This window comes from Pelomonas lactea (assembly GCF_043555885.1).
Lineage (GTDB): Bacteria > Pseudomonadota > Gammaproteobacteria > Burkholderiales > Burkholderiaceae_C > Pelomonas > Pelomonas lactea.
Genome location: NZ_JBIGHX010000003.1, coordinates 139,971 through 160,949, shown reverse-complemented (window position 1 = coordinate 160,949; position 20,979 = coordinate 139,971). Strand labels below are relative to the sequence as shown.

Genomic DNA, 20,979 nt, shown 5'->3' with positions numbered 1-20,979 from the left:
CCTTCAGCCGAGGGCTTTGATCTTGGCCAGCAGCTCTTCGGCCTTGACCGGCTTGACGACGTAGTCGCTGGCGCCCTGGCGCATGCCCCAGACCTTGTCGGTTTCCTGGTTCTTGCTGGTGCACATGATGACGGGCACACCGGCGTAGCGTTCGTCGCGCGTGATGGCGCGCGTCAGCTGGAAGCCGTTCTGGCCGGGCATGACGACGTCCATCAGGATCAGGTCGGGCTTGGCCTCGGCCAGGCGCTTCATGGCCTCTTCGCCGTTCTCGGCGGTGCGGACGGTGTAGCCGCGCTTGGTCAGCATCTCCGAGAGCGCATGCAGCTCGGTCTTGGAGTCGTCAACCAGCAGGATGTTGTGGATGCTCATGGGGTTTCTCTCAGTGGATGCTTGTCAGGGCCGGTGCTGCAGCACCGCCTGAAGCAGCTGGTCCTTGGTGAACGGCTTGGTCAGGTAGTCCTGCGACCCCACCATGCGCCCGCGCGCCTTGTCGAACAGGCCGTCCTTGGACGACAGCATGATGACCGGCACGCCCGAGAACTCCGGGTTGCGCTTGATGATGGCGCAGGTCTGGTAGCCGTCCAGTCGCGGCATCAGGATGTCGCAGAAGACCAGATCGGGATGGAAGTCGCCCAGCTTGGACAGCGCGTCGAAGCCGTCTTCGGCCAGGGCCACCTCGTGGCCGCCCTGCTTGAGGAAGATCTCGGCACTGCGGCGGATGGTGTTGCTGTCGTCGATGACCAGGACCCGGGTGGGCCCCGCAGCGGAAACTTGCTCGTTCAAACCTTGTCTCCTGGGAACTTCAGCGCGGGCCCGGGCCCGATTGACCTCTGCAGTGCCGCGTCAGATGCGCACCATCTCGAAATCTTCCTTGCGGGCGCCGCAGTCGGGGCAGACCCAGTTCATGTCGACGTCGGCCCATTTGGTGCCTGGCGCAATGCCATGCTCGGGATCACCCGTTTCCTCGTCGTAGATCCATCCGCAGATCAGGCACATCCAGGTACTGGGTTCGCTCACGTTGCTCAGAGTTTGCTCACTACAATCAAATCATTCTAGCCAGGGGCCGACAGCGCAATGCTGAGGGCAAACGCCTGGGCCCAGGCCCTCGGAACAGCCCTTTTAGCGGCAGACTCCACGCTTTGCGGCAGCTCTTTGGCCGCGACCGCCAAGAACTCCAGATGAGCCCAACCTCCCACCCCACCGACCCCGAGGTCGGCCAGCCTCAAGACGAGGAAAGCCCGCCGCCAGCCTGCGTGCTGAGCTTCAACGCGAGCGACGCCTCCGGCGCCGGCGGCCTGGCCGGCGACATCGCCACCATCGCGGCCATGGGCGCCCACTGCCTGCCGGTCGTGTCGGCCGTCGTGCTGCGCGACACGGCCGAGACGTTCGAACACGTCAACCTCGACCCCGACACCATCGCCGAGCAGGCCCGCCACATCCTGGAGGACGTGCCCATCACGGCCTGGAAGGTCGGCTTCCTGGGCAATGCGGAAGGCGTCAGCGCCGTCGCGGAGGTGCTGAGCGACTACCCCGATGTGCCCCTGGTGACCTACCTGCCGTCGGTGGCCTGGATCGACGAGGACGAGCAGCAGCAGTACCTGGACGCGCTGCGCGAGCTGGTGCTGCCGCAAACGGCCGTGCTGGTGGGCAACCACAAGACGCTGACCGATTTCCTGCTGCCCGACTGGGACAACGAGCGCGCACCGTCCGCCCGCGAGCTGGCCGTGGCGGCCGCACAGTCGGGCACCCAGCACGTGCTGGTGACCGGCATCCAGCTGCCCAACCAGTATGTGGACAACGTGCTGGCCAACGCCTCCGGACCCATCACCGGCGAGAAGTTCGAGCGCTTCGAGACGACGTTCGTCGGCGCGGGCGACACGCTGGCTGCCGCGCTGGCCGCGCTGCTGTCCGTGGGCGCCGAGCTGCATTCGGCCGTCAGCGAGGCGCTGTCCTTCCTGGACCAGTCGCTGGACGCAGGCTTCCGGCCCGGCATGGGCAATGTCGTGCCCGACCGCTTCTTCTGGGCACTGCCGCCGGCGGACGAGGAAGCCGCGGAACCGGCGTTTGAGGACATCGAGCCGGAACAGCCGCCCAAGACGCCGCGGCGCATGCACTGAACCTCACCTTCCTTTCCGATGGTTACCAATTCCCAGTTGTTTGAACGCGCCACGCGCGTGATTCCCGGCGGCGTGAACTCACCCGTGCGCGCTTTCCGCGCTGTCGGCGGCACGCCGCGCTTCATCGCCCGCGGCGAGGGCGCCTACATCTTCGACGCAGAAGGCAAGCGTTATGTGGACTACATCGGCTCCTGGGGGCCGATGATCCTGGGCCACGGCCACCCGGCCGTGCTGGAAGCGGTGACCAAGGCTGCGGCCGAAGGTTTCTCCTTCGGCGCGCCGACCGAGCGCGAGATCGAACTGGCCGAGGAGATCCTCAAGCTCGTGCCCAGCATGGACCAGGTGCGCCTGGTCAGCTCGGGCACCGAGGCGACGATGAGCGCCATCCGCCTGGCGCGCGGCGCCACCGGGCGCCCGAAGTTCATCAAGTTCGAGGGCTGCTACCACGGCCACACGGACGCGCTGCTGGTGAAGGCCGGCTCCGGCCTGGCCACCTTCGGCCACCCCACCAGCGCCGGCGTGACGCCCGGCGCGGCCGCCGACACGGTGGTCCTGGAATACAACAACGTCGAGCAGCTCGAAGCCGCCTTCGCAGAGCATGGCGCGGAGCTGGCCTGCGTCATCGTCGAGCCCATCGCCGGCAACATGAATTTCGTGCGCGCGTCGGTGCCGTTCATGACGGCGATGCGCGAGCTGTGCACCAAGCACGGCGCGCTGCTGGTGCTGGACGAGGTCATGACGGGATTCCGCGTCGCGCTGGGCTCCGCACAGTCGCACTACGCCAAGCTCATCCCCGGCTTCGCGCCCGACATCTCGGTGTTCGGCAAGGTCATCGGCGGCGGCATGCCGCTGGCGGCCTTCGGTGCCAGGCGCGAGGTCATGCAGCACCTGGCGCCGCTGGGCGGCGTCTACCAGGCCGGGACGCTGTCGGGCAACCCGGTGGCCACCGCCTGCGGGCTGGCGACGCTGCGCGAGATCCAGAAGCCCGGCTTCTTCGACGCACTGTCCGCCCGCACGCAGCAACTGGTCGACGGCCTGAAGGCGATCGCCGCCGAGAACGGCGTGCCGTTCAGCGCCGACAGCGAGGGCGGCATGTTCGGCTTCTTCCTGCTGCCCGAGCTGCCGCAGAACTACACCACCGTGATGACGACGGACAAGGAGCGCTTCAACCGCTTCTTCCACGCGATGCTGGATGCCGGCATCTATCTTGCTCCGGCCTTGTACGAGGCGGGCTTCGTGTCGGCGGCCCACAGCCAGGCCGACATCGACGCCACCCTCGCGGCCGCGCGCACCGCCCTGCGCTGAACCCAGGCGCTCCTGCGGGAGCGATCCCGACATGCATCTCCACATCCTCGGCATCTGCGGCACCTTCATGGGTGGCCTCGCGGCGCTGGCCCGCGAGGCCGGCCATCGCGTGACCGGCTGCGACGGCAACGTCTATCCGCCCATGAGCACCCAGCTCGAGGCGCTGGGCATCGAGCTCATCGAAGGTTTCGGCGCCGAGCAGCTGGCGCTCAAGCCCGATGTCTTCGTCATCGGCAACGTCGTCACGCGCGGCGAGCGCTTCCCGCTGATGGAGGCCATCCTGGATGCCGGCCTGCCCTATGTGTCGGGCCCGCAGTGGTTGGCCGAGCACGTCCTGCAGGGCCGCCACGTGCTGGCCGTGGCCGGCACGCATGGCAAGACCACGACGACCTCCATGCTGGCGTGGATCCTGGAGCATGCCGGTTTGAAGCCAGGCTTCCTGGTCGGCGGCGTGCCGCAGAACTTCGGCGTGTCGGCCCGGCTGGGCGAAGGCGCGCCCTTCGTCATCGAAGCCGACGAGTACGACACGGCCTTCTTCGACAAGCGCAGCAAGTTCGTGCACTACCGCCCGCGCACGGCCATCCTGAACAACCTCGAGCACGACCACGCCGACATCTTTCCGGACCTGGCGGCCATCGAGACCCAGTTCCATCACCTCGTGCGCACCGTGCCGGCCAGCGGCCGCCTCGTCGTCAACGCCCGCGAGGAGGCACTGCAGCGCGTCATCGCGCGCGGCTGCTGGAGCGAGGTGCAGCGCTTCGGCGCCAAGAAGGAAGAAGCCGGCATGCTGCGCGCCCGCGGCGAGCCTCAGGCCTTCGACGTGCTGCGCGGCAGCCTCAAGGTCGCGCGCGTCGAGTGGGGCCTGATCGGCGAACACAACCAGCTCAACGCGCTGGCGGCCATCGCGGCGGCCGAGCATGTGGGCGTGTCGCCGGAGCGGTCGGCGACAGCGCTGGCCGAGTTCCAGAACGTGCGCCGGCGCATGGAGCTGCGCGGTGAGGCCGGCGGCATCAAGGTGTACGACGACTTCGCCCACCATCCGACGGCCATCCGCACCACCATCAACGGCCTGCGCCGCCGCATTGCGCCGGCCGACCGCATCCTGGCCATCTTCGAGCCGCGCTCCAACACGATGAAGCTGGGCACGATGAAAGCACAACTGCCCTGGGCGCTGGAGGAGGCGGATCTGGCCTTCTGCAACCAGCAGGGGCTGAGCTGGGATGCCAAGGACGCGCTGGCGCCGATGGGTGCCCAGGCGGTCGTCGGCGCGGATGTCGACGCGCTGGTGGCCGCCGTCGTGAAGGCGGCCCGGCCGGGCGACCATCTGCTGTGCATGAGCAACGGCGGTTTTGGCGGCATTCACGACAAGCTATTGCAAAGCTTGGCCGCCCGGACCTGACGGTCCGAGGAGCGGCATTCACGACAAGCTATTGCAAAGCTTGGCCGCCCGGACCTAACGGTCCGAGGAGCGGCATTCACGGCAAGGCACTGCAAAGCTTGGCCGCGCTGGCGGCACACACCCAGGGCAGTCGGGTGCGGCCCGCACCTGCTGAGGCACTTTGCGGTTAGGGGTGGCCGCCGCACGGTGACGGACTTGAAATGGCGACGCTCGCGCAAGTCGCCGTGAGCCCGCCAGGAGCCCAACCATGAATTCTCGTCCGCTTGCCGCCGCACTCCGCGCGGCCGCCTGTGCCGCGCTGGTGCTGGGCACGTTGCACGCCAAGGCCGACAGCACGTCCCTGGAGATCGCCGGCGTCCTGACGGACGGATTCGGCAACCGGATCACGGCCTCGCCGTACATGGTCTACACCGAGGGTATCTATGACCGCCCCACCGGCGGCGTGCTGCTGGCGAACCTCGGCACGGAGCGGGTGCAGGTCATCAACGGCAACTATGTCCAGATCTTCAGCCTGGATGACTCGGTGTTCGCGAGCGGCGCCTACCTGCAGGTCAACATCAACGGCTTCGACATGGGGCCGCGGCTGGACATCTTCTTCAACGGCAGCTACTACATCGCCAACGGCATCACCGGCGGCGGCCCTGGCCTGGAAGGCTCGCAGCTGTTCGTGATGTACGCCGGGCTGGCAACGCCCGTGCCCGAACCGGCGAGCGGCGCACTGCTGGCCGGCGGCCTGGCCTCACTGGGCGCGCTCGCCCGGCGCCGGACGGCCCGCAGCAAACAAACCTGACCGGGCGCACCGCCCGCCGCGCTCACGCAGAAACAACAAACCCCGCGGTCGGCACTGCCAGCGCGGGGTTCAGTGGCTTCAGCGCCGCTTGATCAGGCCGCGGCTGTCGCGTTGCGCAGGCGGATGTGCAACTCGCGCAGCTGCTTCTCGTCGACCAGCGACGGCGCGCCGGTCAGCAGGCACTGGGCGCGCTGGGTCTTGGGGAAGGCGATCACGTCGCGGATGGACTCGGCCTTGGTCATCATCGTGACGATGCGGTCCAGGCCGAAGGCCAGGCCACCGTGCGGGGGCGCGCCGTACTGCAGCGCGTCCAGCAGGAAGCCGAACTTGATGCGCTGGTCTTCCTCGCTGATGTTCAGCGCGGCGAAGACCTTGGCCTGCACGTCGGCGCGGTGGATACGCACCGAGCCACCGCCCAGTTCCCAGCCGTTGAGCACCATGTCGTAGGCCTTGGCGATGCACTTGCCCGGGTCCGACGTCATCAGATCCTCGTGCCCGTCCTTGGGCGCCGTGAACGGGTGGTGAACGGCCGCCCAGCGGTCGTTCTCCTCGTCGTGCTCGAACATCGGGAAGTCGACCACCCACAGCGGCGCCCACTTGTCCTCGAACAGGCCATTGGCCTTGCCGAACTCGCTGTGACCCACCTTCAGGCGCAGCGCGCCGATGGCGTCGTTGACGACCTTGGCCTTGTCGGCACCGAAGAACAGCAGGTCGCCGTCCTGCGCGCCGGTGCGCTTGAGGATCTCGGCGACGGCCTCGTCGTGCAGGTTCTTGACAATGGGCGACTGCAGGCCCTCGCGGCCCTTGGCCACTTCGTTGACCTTGATCCAGGCCAGACCCTTGGCGCCGTAGATCTTGACGAACTCGGTGTAGGCGTCGATCTCGCCGCGGCTCATGGCCGCACCACCCGGCACGCGCAGCGCGACGACGCGGCCGCCCGGCGTCGTGGCCGGGCCGGAGAACACCTTGAAGTCGACGGTGGTCATCGCGTCGGTCAGCTCGGTGAACTCAAGCTTCACGCGCAGGTCGGGCTTGTCGGAACCGAAGCGGTGCATGGCCTCCGCGTACTTCATGACCGGGTAGTCGCCCAGCTCGACGTTCAGGTTCTTGCGGAAGACGTGGCGGATCATGCCCTCGAACATCGAGCGAATCTCCTCTTCCGTCAGGAAGGAGGTCTCGATATCGATCTGCGTGAACTCGGGCTGACGGTCGGCGCGCAGGTCCTCGTCACGGAAGCACTTGGTGATCTGGTAGTAGCGGTCGAAGCCCGACACCATCAGCAGCTGCTTGAACAGCTGCGGCGACTGCGGCAGCGCGAAGAAGTGGCCGTCGTGCACGCGGCTGGGCACGAGGTAGTCGCGCGCGCCTTCGGGCGTGCTCTTCGTGAGCATGGGTGTCTCGATGTCGATGAAGCCGTGCTCGTCCAGGAACTTGCGCACTTCCATCGCGACGCGGTAGCGCAGCATCAGGTTGTTCTGCATGTACGGGCGGCGCAAGTCCAGCACGCGGTGCGTGAGGCGGGTCGTCTCGGACAGGTTGTCGTCGTCGAGCTGGAAGGGCACGGCCACCGACGGGTTCAGCACCTCGATCTCGTGGCACAGGATCTCGACCTTGCCGCTGACGAGGTTGGCGTTCTCGGTGCCGGCCGGGCGGGCCCGCACCTTGCCGATGATCTTCAGGCAGAACTCGCTGCGCACGCCTTCGGCGATCTTGAACATCTCGGCGCGGTCGGGGTCGCAGACGACCTGGACCAGGCCTTCGCGGTCGCGCAGGTCGATGAAGATGACGCCGCCGTGGTCGCGGCGGCGATGGGCCCAGCCCATCAGGGTCACGGTCTGGTCGAGCAGCTTTTCGCTGACTTGGCCGGCATAGCAGGTACGCATGGGATTACTCCGGATTCTTTTCTGGGAATGTTCTGGGTGGAGGCGCTGATGAGCTCGCGGCTCTGAGGATTGAACGCCGGCCGGGGCGCTCAACCCTTCTAATTTCGGCCTGGCTGTTGCGGGGCATCGGCCAGCGCCTCGCAGGGCTGACCCGGGTGCGGCAGAGGCGCCACGGTGCCCATGGAGATGATGTACTTCAGCGCCTCATCAACCGTCATCTGCAGCGGCCGTACGTCGGCGCGCGGCACGATGAGGAAGAAGCCGGACGTCGGATTGGGCGTCGTTGGCACGTAGAGGCTGACATGTTCGCCGTCCAGCTGGCAGGCCACTTCACCGCTGGGCGCCCCCGTCACGAACGCGATGGTCCAGGAACCGGCGCGCGGGTACTGGACCAGCACGGCCTCGCGGAACGCATTGCCGCTGCTGGAAAACAGCGTGTCAGACACCTGCTTGACCGAGCTGTAGATGCTCTTGACGATGGGGATGTGGGACATCAGCCGGTCCCACTGCGTCAGCAACCACTGGCCGAAGATGTTGGCAACGAAGACGCCCGTGGCCAGCAGGCCGACTGCCAGGATCACCAGGCCCAGCCCGGGCACATGCTGCAGGCTCAGGATGCCCTCGCGCCAGGCGGTGGGCATGATGAGCGCCAGCGTGGACAGCAGAGCGCCAAAAACGCCGTTGACCACATCCAGCGCCCCGGCCAGCACCCAGACGGTGATGGCCAGCGGCAACCAGACCAGCAGGCCGGCGACGAGGTATTTGCGAAGTGAGGCGCCCACGTCGACCCGCTTCAATGGCAGGCGCAAGAGCCGCCGCAAGCGGTGGACGCGCCGGCGGACGGCTCGGAGGCCGCCGAATCCGCCTTGGCCGGCTCGGCGGCCGGCGCAGTGGCTGCTGCGGCCCCGGTAGCCGCCCCAGCGGCCGCACCGCCGCCGCTGCCGCCGCGGAAGTCGGTCACGTACCAGCCCGAGCCCTTGAGCTGGAAGCCGGCAGCCGTCACCTGCTTGCCGAAGGCTTCGGCGCCACAGGCCGGGCAGGTGGTCAGGGGAGCATCAGAGAGCTTTTGCAGCACGTCCTTGGCATGGCCACAGGCACTGCAGCGATAGGCATAGATGGGCATGGTGGTGCAAAAGGAGGGTTGGGCAAAACCCGCGATTTTAGGGCCACCGCGCCAGCTTCAACCCCCGGGGCTCAAGGATGGGGGTGGAGATGGTGGCTGACGTGCTCGTGCCGGTTAGTCAGGACCTGCGGCATCAGCGAGCCGATCACCATGCCGGCAAGCGCTGCCAGCAGCCCGGCGAGCTGGCCCGGGAAGAACTCGCCCCAGGTCGTCACCTGCGGGAAGAACGCGACCCAGACGGCGATGCCGGCAAAGATCGAGAAGATGGCACCCTGCGTGGTGGCGCGCTGCCAATACAGCCCGAACACCAGCGGCACGAAGGCCGCCACCAGCGTGACCTGGTAGGCCGCGCTCACCATTTCATAGATGGGCGTGCCCTGCAGCGCGATGGAGTAGGCCAGCACGCAGGCCGCGAAGATGACCAGCGTCACCCGCATGGCCACGAGCTGCTGGCGGTCGCTCATGCCGGGACGGATCTGCTTGAGGATGTTCTCCACGAAGCTGGTCGTGGGCGCCAGCAGCGTGGCCGACGAGGTGCTCTTGATGGCCGAAAGCAGTGCGCCGAAGAACAGGATCTGCATCAGCAGCGGCATGTGGCCCATGATGAAGGTGGGCAGCACGCGCTGGTAGTCGTTCTGTGCGAGGTCCAGCGCCTTGTCACCCATGACGGCCACCGCGGCCAGCACGATGAACATCGGCACGAAGGCGAAGGCGATGTAGCTGAAGCCACCGATGATGGCGCCGCGCTGGGCGGTCTTGGCGTCCTTGGCGGACATCACGCGCTGGAACACGTCCTGCTGCGGGATGGAGCCCAGCATCATGGTGAGGGCCGCGCCGAGGAACATCGCGATCTGCGTGAAGCTCGGCTCGGGCAGGAACTTGCCCAGGTCCTTGGAGGCTGCCAGGTCCAGCACCACGCCAGCGCCGCCGGCCAGGTCGGCCGAGAACACCGCGATGACAGAGAGGCCGATGACCAGCACGATCATCTGGATGAAGTCGGTCCAGGCCACGGCCAGGAAGCCGCCGATGACGACGTAGATCAGCACCGCCAGCAGCCCGACGATCATGCCCATCTGCGGGCTCATCGCCCCATTGGTGAGGATGTTGAAGACGAGCCCCAGCGCCGTGACCTGCGCGGCCACCCAGCCCAGGTAGCTCAGGATGATGGCCAGCGAGCAGAAAATCTCCACACCCTTGCCGTAGCGCTGGCGGTAGAAGTCGCCGATGGTCAGCAGGTTCTTCTGGTAGAGCTTGGCCGCGAAGAAGGCGCCCACCAGCACCAGACACAGGCCGGCGCCGAAGGGGTCTTCCACGATGGCGTTCAGGCCGCCCTGCACGAACTTGGCGGGAATGCCCATGACCGTTTCGGCACCAAACCAGGTGGCGAAGGTCGTCGTGATGACCATGACCAGCGGCAGGCTGCGGCCGGCCACCGCGAAATCGCTGGTGTTCTTGACCCGCGTGCCGGCCCAGACGCCGATGCCCAGCGTGCCGAGCAGATAGAGCACGACGAAGACGATGAGCGTGGTGTTCATGGGCGAGGGACGCGTGGGGCCAAAAATTTGGCGCGGATTATGAAGGCGGGTCGCCGGCGCGGGCCTAGAGGCCGAGGTCCAGAAAGCGCAGAGCCAGCCACGCAAGCGTGATGCCAGCCGCGAAGCCGACACCACCCCACAACAGACCGGACAGCAGCCGGTTGGTGCTGCGCAGCTCGCGCACCAGCGCCTTCAGCTCGGCGTCGCCACGGCGCTGCGCCTGGTTCTTCAACGCGTCATGCAGCAACCGCGGGAGCTCGGGCACGAGCTGAGCGAAGCGCGGCGCCTCCTTCATGAGCTGCTTGTTGAACGCCGGCCAGCCGACCTGTTCATTCATCCAGCGCTCCAGGAAGGGCTTGGCCGTGGCCCACAGGTCCAGCTCGGGGTCCAGCTGGCGACCCAAGCCTTCGACGTTGAGCAACGTCTTCTGCAGCAGCACCAGTTGCGGCTGGATCTCGACATTGAAGCGGCGCGAGGTCTGGAAAAGGCGCATCAGCACCTGGCCCAGCGAGATGTCCTTCAGCGGGCGGTCGAAATGAGGCTCGCAGACGGCGCGGACCGCGCTCTCCAGCGCATCGACGCGGGTCTCGGGCGGCACCCAGCCGGACGCGATGTGCAGCTCGGCCACGCGCTTGTAGTCGCGCTGGAAGAAGGCGATGAAGTTCTGCGCGAGGTAGTCCTTGTCCACCTCGGTCAGCGTGCCGATGATGCCGAAGTCCAGTGCGATGTAGCGGCCGAAGGTCTCGGGCGCCAGGCTCACCTGGATGTTGCCGGGGTGCATGTCGGCGTGGAAGAAACCGTCGCGGAACACCTGCGTGAAGAAGATGGTCACGCCGTCGCGGGCCAGCTTCTTGATGTCGATGCCCGCCTCTTCCAGCACGGCGCGCTGGGAAATGGGCACACCCTTCATGCGCTCCATGACGATGACTTCAGGGCTGCACAGGTCCCAGTGCATCTCGGGCACCATGACGAGGCCCAGGCCGTCCATGTTGCGGCGCAGCTGCGCGGCATTGGCAGCCTCGCGCACCAGGTCCAGTTCGTCATGCAGATACATGTCGAACTCGGCGACCACCTCGCGCGGCTTCAGCCGGCGGCCATCCGCCGAGAAGCGCTCCACCCAGACCGCGACCTGGCGCATCAGGGCCAGATCGTCGTCGATGACGTCCAGCATGCCAGGGCGCAGCACCTTCACGGCCACCTCGCGGCCGTCCATCAGCGTCGCAAAATGCACCTGCGCGATGCTCGCGCTCGCCACCGGCTCTGCATCGAAGCTGGCGAACAGCTCGGTCAGCGGACGGCCGAAGGCGCGCTCCACCAGCTCGCGCGACAACGCCGCCGGGAACGGTGGCACGCGGTCCTGCAGCTTGGCCAGCTCCAGCGACACGTCCAGCGGCAGCAGGTCGCGCCGCGTGGACAGCACCTGCCCGAACTTCACAAAAATGGGGCCCAGGCGCTCCAAGGCGAGGCGCAGCCGCACGCCGCGAGGCTCCTGCCAGCGCCGGCCCAGCCGCGTGATGCGCCGCAGAAGCTGGAAGCGCCGCTGGCTCAGGCCGGACAGCGCCAGGTCATCGAGGCCGAAGCGCCAGATCGTCCACAGGATGACCAGCAGCCGGGAGACAAACCTCATGCGCCGCTACCGGCCATCTTGGGCGTCAGGCGTGCCGCCGCGCCCGACAGGGTGCGGCGCAGCGCACGGCCAAACTGCGCCAGCTGGCGGGCTGCCAGCGGGCCGACGATGCCGGCCAGGTCGTCCTCGACGTCCCAGCGCAGGTTGTCCATCAGCCAATGCATCTCGCCGGCAAAGGCAGCATCACCCTGCACGGACACGCGCGGCGGCTCGCCGCTGAGGGCGCCCAGCGCGAGCTTGGCCGGGTTGGCCGCGTCGATCTCTATACGCAGACCGCCGAGGCCGGCGGGCGGCGCGTCCAGCCGCTCGAACAGGCCCGCGGGGGTGACGCCCAGCACCAGGTCGGGCGCGGCCGGAAGCAGCGACGGCCAGCCGGCGAGGTGGACGACCAGGCCTCGGCCAGCCAGCGGCTGCAGCCGTTGTGCGGCGATGGGCTCGCGCGAGACGACGTGGTTGATGAGCAGCACGAGACGGTCTTGCAGGGCCGGCATCAGCAGCGGGGACAGGGAGGGCAGAGGCCAAGGGGCGGGCATGGTCAAGATTGTAGGCAGCGGACCCTGAACAGGGGACGCCCCCGCAACGACTGTCAAAATTGTTGGGGGAGAATCCCGGATCGCTTTTTGCAAGCCAATGCCCATTTGGGCCACCGACCTGTCACGATGTTCGAGGATCGCAGCTACAAGAGAACGTTCTACAGCGCACCGCAGTCGGTCGAGTCACTGATCGCCGCATTTCTTGAGCCCGGAATCATCGTCCTGACGTTCCTGCTCGTGAACGGCCATTTCGACGAGCCGGTCATGCGCCCCACGCTGACGCTGTGCCTGCTGGTGTTCGCCCTCACGTTCCCGGGGCGCAACCGCTTCAACGACCACCCGGCCAGCGCCTTTGTCGACGTCGTGTCGTCCTGGCTGGTGCTGCTGGGCATCCTGGCGCTGTGCGGCTATGCGACGAACAGCCTGCACTATTTCGAGGAAGAAGTGCTGATCTGGTGGGCCGTCATCACGCCCGTTCTCCAGGTCATCGCGATCGAGACGGGCCGTCGCGTGCAGCGCTGGCGGGCACGCGACCCCAGCGCGCGCCGCACGGCCGTCATCGTCGGCGCCGGGCCGCTGGGCCACAAGGTGACCAAGGCGCTACGCGACTCGCAGGGCGTCATCTGCCTGGGCTACTTCGATGACCGCAACCGCGAGCGCCTGCACCCCGATGCCGGTTCGGAGCTACTGGGGCCGCTGTCCAAGCTCAGCGAATTCGTGCGCGAGAAGGGCGTACGAGAGGTCTACATCACGCTGCCGCTCGGTTCGCAGCCGCGCATCGTGGAGCTGCTGGAGCAGGTGCAGGGCACCACGGCGTCGCTGTTCTTCGTGCCGGACGTGTTCGGCATCAGCATCATCCAGGGCCGGCTGCAGGACATGAACGGTGTGCCGGTCGTGGGCATCTGCGAGACGCCGTTCACGGGCACCAACCAGTTGATCAAGCGCATCAGCGACATCGTGCTGGCGTCCATCATCCTGGTGCTGATCTCGCCCATCCTGCTGGCGCTGGCCATCGGCGTGAAGCTGAGCTCGCCGGGCCCGGTCATTTTCAAGCAGCGCCGCAACGGGCTGGATGGTGAGGAAATCATCGTCTACAAGTTCCGCTCGATGCGCACACAGGACAATGGCGCAGTCGTCAAGCAGGCCACCAAGGGCGATTCGCGCATCACGCCGTTCGGCGCCTTCATCCGCAAGACCTCGCTGGATGAACTGCCCCAGTTCATCAACGTGTTGCAGGGCCGCATGAGCATCGTGGGCCCGCGACCGCACGCGGTGGCCCACAACGAGGAGTACCGCAAGCTCATCAAGGCCTACATGGTGCGACACAAGGTCAAGCCGGGCATCACCGGCTGGGCCCAGGTCAACGGCCTGCGCGGCGAGACGGACACCATCGACAAGATGGTGGCGCGCGTCGAATACGACCTGGAGTACCTGCGCAACTGGTCGCTGGCGCTGGATCTGCAGATCATCCTGCGCACCGTGCGACTGGTGGTGTTTGATCGTCATGCCTACTAAGCCCCCTCACCCACCCCGCATCAGCCGGCTGGCGCTGCTGGTCGCGATGGCGTCGCTCGCGCACGCTGCGTCGGCGCAGACGGACGACGCCGCGCCGTTCTACGCCGGCGGTTCGCTGGGCGTCTCGCACGTGTCGAACGTATACCGGCAAACCGACACGCCGAACAGTGACAGCGTCATCAGTGCCGGACTACTTGCCGGCATCGACCAACGCTTTGGCCGCCAGCATCTCAAACTCGATACCTCACTGCAAAACAACCGTTACCGCACGAATAGCGCCCTCAACTATCGTGCCTATAGCATTGCAGCCGCCTTGAACTGGCAAACGGCGGGAAATTTATCTGGCGTTCTCAGCGCAAAATCGGAGCAGACCCTAGCCGACTTTAACATAGGCAACGGGATAAATCCGATATTCAAGAAGAATATTGAAAAGAAGGACGAATATAAGGCGGTAGCACGCCTCGGCCTTGCCACTCGATACTTGCTTGAAGGCGCTTGGGTTTACAGACGCAAAAATTTCACGGCGGAAGAATACAACCGCTTCATATACAACCAACATGCAACATCGTTAGGCGCTTACCTTACGCCAGCCGGCAATTTAAGACTGGGGCTTGTTCTGCGCCGTACCGATGGAAGCAACCCTCGCTATCCCGCCGGCTTTGCCATCAACCCCGATACGGCGGAAATCGTAGCCGTGACGAAGTCAAACAAATACGTACGCAACGACTTTGATTTCACAACGCGATGGAGTGTCGGTGGGCACAGCACTCTCAATACGCGCGTCAGTCGCAGCAATACCAAGAACAGCTTGAACGAGTTGGTGAGCGACTTCAGCGGAACGACAGGTGCGATCGGCTGGACTTGGGTGCCTTCTGCCAAATTGAGGTTCGAACTGCAACATTCACGGGACACCGGCTTGGAAAGCGCCATTCGCAGCAGTGATTTGAACCGCATCTATACCATTTGGGACTTCGGGGCCGACTACGCGCTAACCAGCAAAATCGGCCTCCATGCACACCTGAGCAACAACAAAGCCCGCCGCACCAGCAGCACTGACATCGTTATTCGATCATCGCTGGACGACACAAAATCCTACAGCCTAGGGCTGCGCTGGGCTTTTTATCGTGGATTCAGCTTTGGCTGTCAATATGACCACGTAAGTCGCGACAGCAGCATTCCGCAATACGTTTACAGCGCCGGCAGTTACGGCTGCACAGGGCAGGCGCTCGTTTACTAATGACCACCATTTTGCTCACCGGCGCCGCCGGCTACATCGCCTCGCACACCTGGCTCGCGCTGCAAGAGGCCGGCTACCGCGTCGTCGGCGTCGACAACTTCAGCAACAGCTCGCCGCGGGTGCTGGAGCGCCTGGCCGAACTGTCCTCGGCGCCCATCGAGTTCGAACGCGGCGATGTCGGCGATGCCGCGCAGATGGACGAGATCTTCGAGCGCTACAAGCCGGCCGCCGTCGTGCACTTCGCCGCCTACAAGGCGGTGGGCGAGTCCGTCAGCCAGCCGCTGGCCTACTACCGCAACAACATCGGTGGCCTCCTCAACATCTGCGAGGTGATGAAGCGGCACGGCTGCTCGCGCTTCGTGTTCAGCTCCAGCGCGACGGTCTACGGCGCGGCGGAGCGGCTGCCGCTGCGCGAGGATGCCCCCACGTCGGCGACGAATCCCTATGGCGCGACCAAGCTGATGGGCGAGCAGATCCTGCGCGACCTCGGCGTTGCAGATCCGGCCTGGCAGACCGCCTGCCTGCGTTATTTCAACCCCGTCGGCGCTCACGCCAGCGGGCGCATCGGCGAAGACCCGCGCGGCACGCCCAACAACCTGATGCCCTATGTCGCCCAGGTTGCCGTGGGTCGGCGCGACACGCTGTCCGTGTTCGGCAACGACTACCCCACGCCCGACGGTACCGGCGTGCGCGACTACATCCACGTGACCGACTTGGCCGAGGGCCATGTCGCGGCACTGCGCCGGCTGCTGGACCAGCCCGGCTCGCTGACGGTGAATCTGGGCACCGGCCAGGGTTACAGCGTGCTGGACCTGGTACGCGCCTACGAGGCCGCCAGCGGCCGCAAAGTGCCCTACGAGATCGTCCCGCGACGCCCCGGCGACGTGGCCGCCTGCTGGGCCGATCCCGCGCTGGCGCGTGAGTTGCTTGGCTGGGAGGCCAAGCTGGATCTCGCCCGCATGTGCGAAGACAGCTGGCGCTGGCAGCACAACAACCCGCAGGGCTTCAACTGAACTGATACCGATATGTCGACCGAGAAGATTTCCGTCCTGCCCGTCATCATGGCCGGTGGCTCCGGCACGCGGCTCTGGCCGCTGTCCCGCGCCGGCTATCCCAAGCAATTCCTCGTGCTGTCCGGCAACGAAAGCCTGTTCCAACTGGCCGCACGGCGTCTCGCGTCGCTGGCATCGCCCGAGTTCGACTTGGCCGCCCCTTGCATCGTCGGCAACGAGGAGCACCGTTTCCTGGTGCTGGATCAGTTGCGCGAGACCCGCCAGGAGCCTGGCAGCGTGCTGCTGGAGCCGCTGGGCCGCAACACCGCACCCGCGCTGACGCTGGCCGCGCTGGCAGCGCTGGAAGGCGGCCAGGATCCCATCCTCGTCGTCACGCCGGCCGACCAGACGGTCACGAATGGCGCCGCCTTCACGGCTGCCCTGCAGGACGCCATCCGCATTGCCGCCGAAGGCGCCATCACCATCCTCGGCATCACGCCGGACCGCCCCGAGACCGGCTACGGCTACATCCGCACGAAGTCTGACACCAGCGGCCTGGCGGTTGCCCAGTTCGTCGAGAAACCCGACCTCGAGACCGCCCAACGCTACCTGGCCGAAGGCGAGTACTACTGGAACTCCGGCATGTTCGTGCTGCGCGCCAGCGTGTGGGTCAAGGCGCTGGAGCGCTTCCGCCCTGACATCCTGGCGGCAACACGGGCCGCCTGGGCGGTCCGAAAGACCGACGACAAGTTCGTGCGCCCCGGCAAGGCGGAGTTCGCCACCGTGCCCAGCGAGTCCGTGGACTATGCGGTCATGGAGCGCTGCCCAGGCACGGACATCCCGCTGCGCATGGTGGCGCTGGATGCCGGCTGGAACGACCTTGGCGCCTGGGAGGCCGTCTGGCAGGTGGCCGACAAGGACGACGCCGGCAATGCCTTCGTCGGCGATGCGCTCATCGCCGACAGCCAGAACACGCTGGTGCACGCCACGAGCCGACTGGTTGGTGTCGTGGGCCTGAAGGACATCGTCGTCGTCGAGACCGCCGACGCCGTGCTGGTCAGCGACCGCGCCCGCAGCCAGGAGGTCAAGCAGATCGTCAACCGGCTGGGCGCGGAACAGCGTGGCGAGCACGCGCTGCACCGCAAGGTGCACCGCCCCTGGGGCTGGTACGACAGCATCGACAACGGGCCGCGCCACCAGGTCAAGCGCATCATGGTCAAGCCGGGCGCCAGCTTGAGCCTGCAGATGCACCACCACCGCGCCGAGCACTGGATTGTCGTCAGCGGCACCGCCGAGATCGTCAACGGCGACAAGACCATCCTGCTGACCGAGAACCAGTCCACCTACATCCCGCTGGGCCAGACCCACCGCCTCGCCAACCCGGGCAAGGTGCCGCTCGAGATCATCGAGGTCCAGTCCGGCTCTTATCTGGGCGAGGACGACATCGTCCGTTTCGAAGACACCTACGGCAGAACCTGAACCATGACCATCCTTGTCACCGGCGGCGCCGGCTTCATCGGCAGCAACTTCGTGCTCGACTGGCTGCGCCAGTCCGACGAACCCGTCATCAACCTCGATGTGCTGACCTACGCCGGCAACCTCGAGAACCTGGCCTCGCTGGACGGCGACGCCCGCCACACCTTCGTCAAGGGCGACATCTGCGACCGCGCGCTGATCGACAGCCTGCTGTCCACGCACAAGCCGCGCGCCATCGTGCACTTCGCCGCCGAGAGCCATGTCGACCGCTCCATCAGCGGCCCCGGCGCCTTCATGCGCACCAACGTCGACGGCACGTTCACGCTGCTGGAAGCTGCGCGTGCTTACTGGGGATCCCTTGAGGGCGGGGCCAAGGCGGCCTTCCGCTTCCATCACGTGTCCACCGACGAGGTCTACGGCTCGCTCAAGCCCAACGACCCGCCCTTCGCCGAGACGAATCCCTACGAGCCCAACAGCCCGTACTCGGCCAGCAAGGCAGCCAGCGACCACCTGGTGCGCGCCTGGCACCACACCTATGGCCTGCCGGTCGTCACCACCAACTGCTCCAACAACTATGGCCCCTATCACTTCCCCGAGAAGCTGATCCCGCTGATGATCGTCAACGCGCTGGCAGGCAAGCCCCTGCCGGTCTACGGTGACGGCCAGCAAATCCGTGACTGGCTGTACGTGACCGACCACTGCAGCGGCATCCGCGCCGTGCTCGCGGGTGGCACGCTGGGCGAGACCTACAACATCGGCGGCTGGAACGAGAAGGCCAACATCGACATCGTCAAGACAGTGTGCGCATTGCTGGACGAACTGCGCCCGTCGGCCGAAGGCCCTTACTCGCGCCTGATCACCTACGTGAAGGACCGTCCCGGCCACGATCGCCGCTACGCGATTGATGCGCGCAAGATCGAGCGTGACCTGGGCTGGCGGCCGGCCGAGACCTTCGAGACCGGCATCCGCAAGACGGTGCAGTGGTACCTGGACCATCCCGAGTGGGTTGCCCGCGTGCAAAGCGGCGCCTACAAGGAATGGGTCTCCAAGCAGTACAGCTGACCATGAAGATTCTTCTGCTCGGCAAAGGCGGCCAGGTCGGCTGGGAATTGCAACGCTCGCTGGCCGTGGTCGGCGAGGTCGTCGCACTGGACCACGATGACGGCGGGGACTTCACGCAACCGGACCAATTGCTGGCTCGTGTTCAGGCCATCGCGCCCCAGGTCATCGTCAACGCCGCGGCGCACACCGCCGTCGACAAGGCGGAGAGCGAGCCCGATCTGGCGCGCCAGATCAATGCATCCACCCCTGCGCTGCTGGCCATCGAGGCCAAGCGGCTGGGCGCGCTGATGGTGCACTACTCGACCGACTACGTCTTCGACGGCAGCGGTGACCAGCCGCGCGACGAGGATGCGCCCATCGCGCCGCTCAGCGTCTACGGCAGCACCAAGGCCGAGGGGGAGGACGCCCTCCGCGCGAGCGGCTGCCAGCACCTGATCCTGCGCACCAGTTGGGTCTATGCAGCACGCGGCGGCAACTTCGCCAAGACCATGCTGCGGCTGGCCGCGGAGCGCGACCAGCTCAAGGTCATCGCCGATCAGGTGGGCGCCCCCACCGGTGCCGACCTGCTGGCCGACCTGACGACCCACATGCTGCGCGCGGCACGCGTGAACCCGGCACTGACGGGCACCTATCACGCGGTGGCCGGTGGGGAGACGAACTGGCATGACTACGCCCGCTTCGTCATCGAGTTCGCGCGCTCGCGCGGTCGGGACATCAGGGTCGCGCCCGATCAGATCCTGCCGATCCCGACCAGCGACTACCCGACGCCGGCCAAGCGCCCGCTGAACTCACGCCTGTCCACCACCAAGCTGCAGCAGCGCTTCGGCCTGCGGCTGCCCGATTGGCAGCAGGGCGTGGAACGCATGCTCAACGAGATCCTCTGAAAGCGCACCATGACGAAAAACCGCAAGGGCATCATCCTCGCTGGCGGCTCGGGCACGCGGCTGCACCCCGCCACGCTGGCCATCAGCAAGCAGCTGCTGCCGGTCTACGACAAGCCGATGATCTATTACCCGCTGAGCACGCTGATGCTGGCGGGCATTCGGGACATCCTCATCATCAGCACGCCGCAGGACACGCCGCGCTTCGAAGCGCTGCTGGGTGACGGCGCCCGCTGGGGCCTGAACATCAGCTACTGCGTGCAGCCCAGCCCTGACGGCCTCGCGCAGGCCTTCATCCTGGGCCGCGAGTTCGTCGGTGGCGCCCCCAGCGCGCTGGTGCTGGGCGACAACATCTTCTACGGCCATGATTTCGCCGGGCTGCTGGCCAATGCCACGAGCCAGCCGGCGGGCGCCAGCGTGTTCGCCTATCACGTACACGACCCCGAGCGCTACGGCGTCGTCGAGTTCGATGCCGACCAACGTGCCCTGTCCATCGAAGAGAAACCCAAGGCGCCCAAGAGCAACTACGCCGTCACGGGTCTGTACTTCTACGACGAGCAGGTCTGCGACATCGCCGCCAACATCAAGCCCAGCGCACGCGGCGAGCTGGAGATCACCGACGTCAACGCCGAGTACCTGAAGCGCGGTCAGCTCAACGTCGAGATCATGGGCCGCGGCTACGCGTGGCTGGACACCGGCACCCACGACAGCCTGATGGAGGCCGGCCAGTTCATCGCGACGCTGGAAAAGCGTCAGGGCCTCAAGGTTGCCTGCCCGGAGGAAATCGCCTTCCGCTCAGGCTGGATCGATGCCGCCCAACTGGAAGCGCTGGCCAAGCCGCTCGCCAAGAACGGCTATGGCCAGTACCTGCGGAAACTGCTGGTCGAGAAGGCGTTCTGACGATGTTGCTGCAAGTCACGCCGACCGCGCTGCCCGAGGTCTGCATCGTTGAGCCCAAGGTGTTCGGCGACGCCCGCGGCTTCTTCATGGAGAGCTGGAACGAGGCGCGCTTCAACGAGGCGCTCGGGCAGGCCGTCCATTTCGTGCAGGACAACCATTCCCGCTCGTCGCGAGGTGTGCTGCGCGGCCTGCACTACCAGCTCGACCCGCACCCCCAAGGCAAGCTGGTGCGCTGCACGTCCGGCGCCGTGTTTGACGTGGCCGTCGACGTGCGCCGCTCCAGCCCGAACTTCGGCCGCTGGGCGGGCGTCGAGTTGACGGCCGACAACCACCGTCAGCTGTGGATTCCGCCCGGCTTCGCGCACGGCTTCGTCGTCATCAGTGAGACCGCCGACTTCCTCTACAAGACCAGCGGCCGCTACGCACCGGAATGCGAAGGCGCGGTGCGCTGGGACGATCCCGCCATTGGCATTCAATGGCCGCTGGACGGCATCACGCCGCAGCTGTCGGCCAAGGATGTGGCGGCACCACTGCTGAAGGACGCGAAGACCTTCGCCTGACCAAGGTCGATGCTGAATGAACAACGGGCCCGATTCGGGCCCGT

The 20,979-nt window shown here is 66.4% G+C and carries 21 protein-coding genes; 12 read left to right on the top strand and 9 right to left on the bottom strand.

Going from position 1 to position 20,979, the window contains the following annotated elements; genetic code table 11:
- Positions 1-3: 3 nt before the first annotated feature.
- From ACG04Q_RS09250 to ACG04Q_RS09240, 3 genes are read right to left on the bottom strand one after another with little or no spacing between them, the layout of a single operon-like run.
- Positions 4-369, bottom strand: a complete 366-nt coding sequence (locus ACG04Q_RS09250) for a response regulator (RefSeq protein WP_394510618.1) — start codon at positions 367-369, stop codon at positions 4-6.
- Between the two features lie 24 nt (positions 370-393).
- Positions 394-783, bottom strand: a complete 390-nt coding sequence (locus tag ACG04Q_RS09245) for a response regulator (protein WP_394510617.1) — start codon at positions 781-783, stop codon at positions 394-396.
- A gap of 60 nt (positions 784-843) precedes the next feature.
- On the bottom strand, positions 844-996 hold the full coding sequence (locus ACG04Q_RS09240; RefSeq protein ID WP_394471142.1) for a rubredoxin: 153 nt from the start codon (positions 994-996) through the stop codon (positions 844-846).
- 182 nt (positions 997-1,178) lie between these two features.
- Here ACG04Q_RS09240 and thiD point away from each other — a divergent pair, with 182 nt between their 5' ends.
- From thiD to ACG04Q_RS09220, 4 genes are all read left to right on the top strand, one after another.
- Positions 1,179-2,117: a bifunctional hydroxymethylpyrimidine kinase/phosphomethylpyrimidine kinase gene (gene thiD / locus ACG04Q_RS09235; RefSeq protein ID WP_394510616.1), complete on the top strand. Its 939-nt coding sequence runs from the start codon at positions 1,179-1,181 to the stop codon at positions 2,115-2,117.
- Between the two features lie 18 nt (positions 2,118-2,135).
- Positions 2,136-3,422, top strand: a complete 1,287-nt coding sequence (hemL, locus tag ACG04Q_RS09230) for a glutamate-1-semialdehyde 2,1-aminomutase (protein ID WP_394510615.1) — start codon at positions 2,136-2,138, stop codon at positions 3,420-3,422.
- Positions 3,423-3,453: 31 nt separating this feature from the next.
- Positions 3,454-4,821, top strand: coding sequence for a UDP-N-acetylmuramate:L-alanyl-gamma-D-glutamyl-meso-diaminopimelate ligase (gene mpl, locus ACG04Q_RS09225; protein WP_394510614.1), 1,368 nt, complete (start codon positions 3,454-3,456; stop codon positions 4,819-4,821).
- 247 nt (positions 4,822-5,068) lie between these two features.
- Positions 5,069-5,611, top strand: a complete 543-nt coding sequence (locus ACG04Q_RS09220) for a PEP-CTERM sorting domain-containing protein (protein ID WP_394510613.1) — start codon at positions 5,069-5,071, stop codon at positions 5,609-5,611.
- Between the two features lie 92 nt (positions 5,612-5,703).
- Here the strand turns inward: ACG04Q_RS09220 and aspS are convergent, their stop codons facing one another.
- The 6 genes from aspS to ACG04Q_RS09190 form a co-directional block, all read right to left on the bottom strand.
- On the bottom strand, positions 5,704-7,494 hold the full coding sequence (gene aspS / locus ACG04Q_RS09215) for an aspartate--tRNA ligase (RefSeq protein WP_394510612.1): 1,791 nt from the start codon (positions 7,492-7,494) through the stop codon (positions 5,704-5,706).
- Between the two features lie 98 nt (positions 7,495-7,592).
- Positions 7,593-8,276: a DUF502 domain-containing protein gene (locus tag ACG04Q_RS09210; protein WP_394510611.1), complete on the bottom strand. Its 684-nt coding sequence runs from the start codon at positions 8,274-8,276 to the stop codon at positions 7,593-7,595.
- An 11-nt stretch (positions 8,277-8,287) separates the two neighbouring features.
- Positions 8,288-8,617, bottom strand: coding sequence for an FmdB family zinc ribbon protein (locus ACG04Q_RS09205; RefSeq protein WP_394510610.1), 330 nt, complete (start codon positions 8,615-8,617; stop codon positions 8,288-8,290).
- A gap of 71 nt (positions 8,618-8,688) precedes the next feature.
- Positions 8,689-10,152 (bottom strand): high affinity choline transporter 1, encoded by a 1,464-nt coding sequence (locus ACG04Q_RS09200; RefSeq protein WP_394510609.1) that lies wholly within the window; start codon positions 10,150-10,152, stop codon positions 8,689-8,691.
- Between the two features lie 64 nt (positions 10,153-10,216).
- Positions 10,217-11,779: a ubiquinone biosynthesis regulatory protein kinase UbiB gene (gene ubiB, locus ACG04Q_RS09195; RefSeq protein WP_394510608.1), complete on the bottom strand. Its 1,563-nt coding sequence runs from the start codon at positions 11,777-11,779 to the stop codon at positions 10,217-10,219.
- Complete coding sequence (locus tag ACG04Q_RS09190; RefSeq protein WP_394510607.1) at positions 11,776-12,312, bottom strand: hypothetical protein; 537 nt, start codon at positions 12,310-12,312, stop codon at positions 11,776-11,778. The genes ubiB and ACG04Q_RS09190 overlap by 4 nt, the downstream gene beginning before the upstream one ends.
- Before the next feature lie 105 nt (positions 12,313-12,417).
- On the opposite strand from ACG04Q_RS09190, the gene ACG04Q_RS09185 reads away from it, so the two are divergent.
- From ACG04Q_RS09185 to rfbC, 8 genes are read left to right on the top strand one after another with little or no spacing between them, the layout of a single operon-like run.
- Complete coding sequence (locus ACG04Q_RS09185) at positions 12,418-13,827, top strand: undecaprenyl-phosphate glucose phosphotransferase (RefSeq protein WP_394510606.1); 1,410 nt, start codon at positions 12,418-12,420, stop codon at positions 13,825-13,827.
- Entirely contained in the window at positions 13,808-15,064 is a 1,257-nt protein-coding gene (locus tag ACG04Q_RS09180; RefSeq protein ID WP_394510605.1) for a hypothetical protein, read from the top strand. The genes ACG04Q_RS09185 and ACG04Q_RS09180 overlap by 20 nt, the downstream gene beginning before the upstream one ends.
- Positions 15,064-16,077 carry a UDP-glucose 4-epimerase GalE gene (gene galE / locus ACG04Q_RS09175; RefSeq protein WP_394510604.1) on the top strand — a complete coding sequence of 338 codons (1,014 nt, stop codon included), beginning with the start codon at positions 15,064-15,066 and terminating at the stop codon, positions 16,075-16,077. The genes ACG04Q_RS09180 and galE overlap by 1 nt, the downstream gene beginning before the upstream one ends.
- Positions 16,078-16,089: 12 nt before the next feature.
- A complete protein-coding gene (locus tag ACG04Q_RS09170) occupies positions 16,090-17,535 on the top strand; it encodes a mannose-1-phosphate guanylyltransferase/mannose-6-phosphate isomerase (protein ID WP_394510603.1) in 1,446 nt (481 codons plus the stop codon).
- A 3-nt stretch (positions 17,536-17,538) separates the two neighbouring features.
- On the top strand, positions 17,539-18,594 hold the full coding sequence (gene rfbB / locus ACG04Q_RS09165) for a dTDP-glucose 4,6-dehydratase (RefSeq protein WP_394510602.1): 1,056 nt from the start codon (positions 17,539-17,541) through the stop codon (positions 18,592-18,594).
- 2 nt (positions 18,595-18,596) lie between these two features.
- The gene (rfbD, locus tag ACG04Q_RS09160; protein WP_394510601.1) at positions 18,597-19,478 is read left to right on the top strand and encodes a dTDP-4-dehydrorhamnose reductase; all 882 of its coding nucleotides are present in this window, start codon (positions 18,597-18,599) and stop codon (positions 19,476-19,478) included.
- Positions 19,479-19,487: 9 nt separating this feature from the next.
- Positions 19,488-20,375 (top strand): glucose-1-phosphate thymidylyltransferase RfbA, encoded by an 888-nt coding sequence (rfbA, locus tag ACG04Q_RS09155; protein ID WP_394510600.1) that lies wholly within the window; start codon positions 19,488-19,490, stop codon positions 20,373-20,375.
- An 8-nt stretch (positions 20,376-20,383) separates the two neighbouring features.
- Positions 20,384-20,935, top strand: a complete 552-nt coding sequence (rfbC, locus tag ACG04Q_RS09150; RefSeq protein WP_394511339.1) for a dTDP-4-dehydrorhamnose 3,5-epimerase — start codon at positions 20,384-20,386, stop codon at positions 20,933-20,935.
- Positions 20,936-20,979 lie beyond the last annotated feature (44 nt).

Excerpts from the sequence above, each read along its gene's own strand:
- rfbB (WP_394510602.1), top strand. The coding sequence starts at position 17,539 with ATGACCATCCTTGTCACCGGCGGCGCCGGCTTCATCGGCAGCAACTTC.
- ACG04Q_RS09170 (WP_394510603.1), top strand. The coding sequence starts at position 16,090 with ATGTCGACCGAGAAGATTTCCGTCCTGCCCGTCATCATGGCCGGTGGC.
- galE (WP_394510604.1), top strand. The coding sequence starts at position 15,064 with ATGACCACCATTTTGCTCACCGGCGCCGCCGGCTACATCGCCTCGCAC.
- ACG04Q_RS09205 (WP_394510610.1), bottom strand. The coding sequence starts at position 8,617 with ATGCCCATCTATGCCTATCGCTGCAGTGCCTGTGGCCATGCCAAGGAC.
- ubiB (WP_394510608.1), bottom strand. The coding sequence starts at position 11,779 with ATGAGGTTTGTCTCCCGGCTGCTGGTCATCCTGTGGACGATCTGGCGC.
- ACG04Q_RS09190 (WP_394510607.1), bottom strand. The coding sequence starts at position 12,312 with ATGCCCGCCCCTTGGCCTCTGCCCTCCCTGTCCCCGCTGCTGATGCCG.
- mpl (WP_394510614.1), top strand. The coding sequence starts at position 3,454 with ATGCATCTCCACATCCTCGGCATCTGCGGCACCTTCATGGGTGGCCTC.
- ACG04Q_RS09220 (WP_394510613.1), top strand. The coding sequence starts at position 5,069 with ATGAATTCTCGTCCGCTTGCCGCCGCACTCCGCGCGGCCGCCTGTGCC.
- hemL (WP_394510615.1), top strand. The coding sequence starts at position 2,136 with ATGGTTACCAATTCCCAGTTGTTTGAACGCGCCACGCGCGTGATTCCC.
- ACG04Q_RS09250 (WP_394510618.1), bottom strand. The coding sequence starts at position 369 with ATGAGCATCCACAACATCCTGCTGGTTGACGACTCCAAGACCGAGCTG.
- ACG04Q_RS09200 (WP_394510609.1), bottom strand. The coding sequence starts at position 10,152 with ATGAACACCACGCTCATCGTCTTCGTCGTGCTCTATCTGCTCGGCACG.
- thiD (WP_394510616.1), top strand. The coding sequence starts at position 1,179 with ATGAGCCCAACCTCCCACCCCACCGACCCCGAGGTCGGCCAGCCTCAA.
- ACG04Q_RS09240 (WP_394471142.1), bottom strand. The coding sequence starts at position 996 with ATGTGCCTGATCTGCGGATGGATCTACGACGAGGAAACGGGTGATCCC.
- rfbD (WP_394510601.1), top strand. The coding sequence starts at position 18,597 with ATGAAGATTCTTCTGCTCGGCAAAGGCGGCCAGGTCGGCTGGGAATTG.
- rfbA (WP_394510600.1), top strand. The coding sequence starts at position 19,488 with ATGACGAAAAACCGCAAGGGCATCATCCTCGCTGGCGGCTCGGGCACG.
- aspS (WP_394510612.1), bottom strand. The coding sequence starts at position 7,494 with ATGCGTACCTGCTATGCCGGCCAAGTCAGCGAAAAGCTGCTCGACCAG.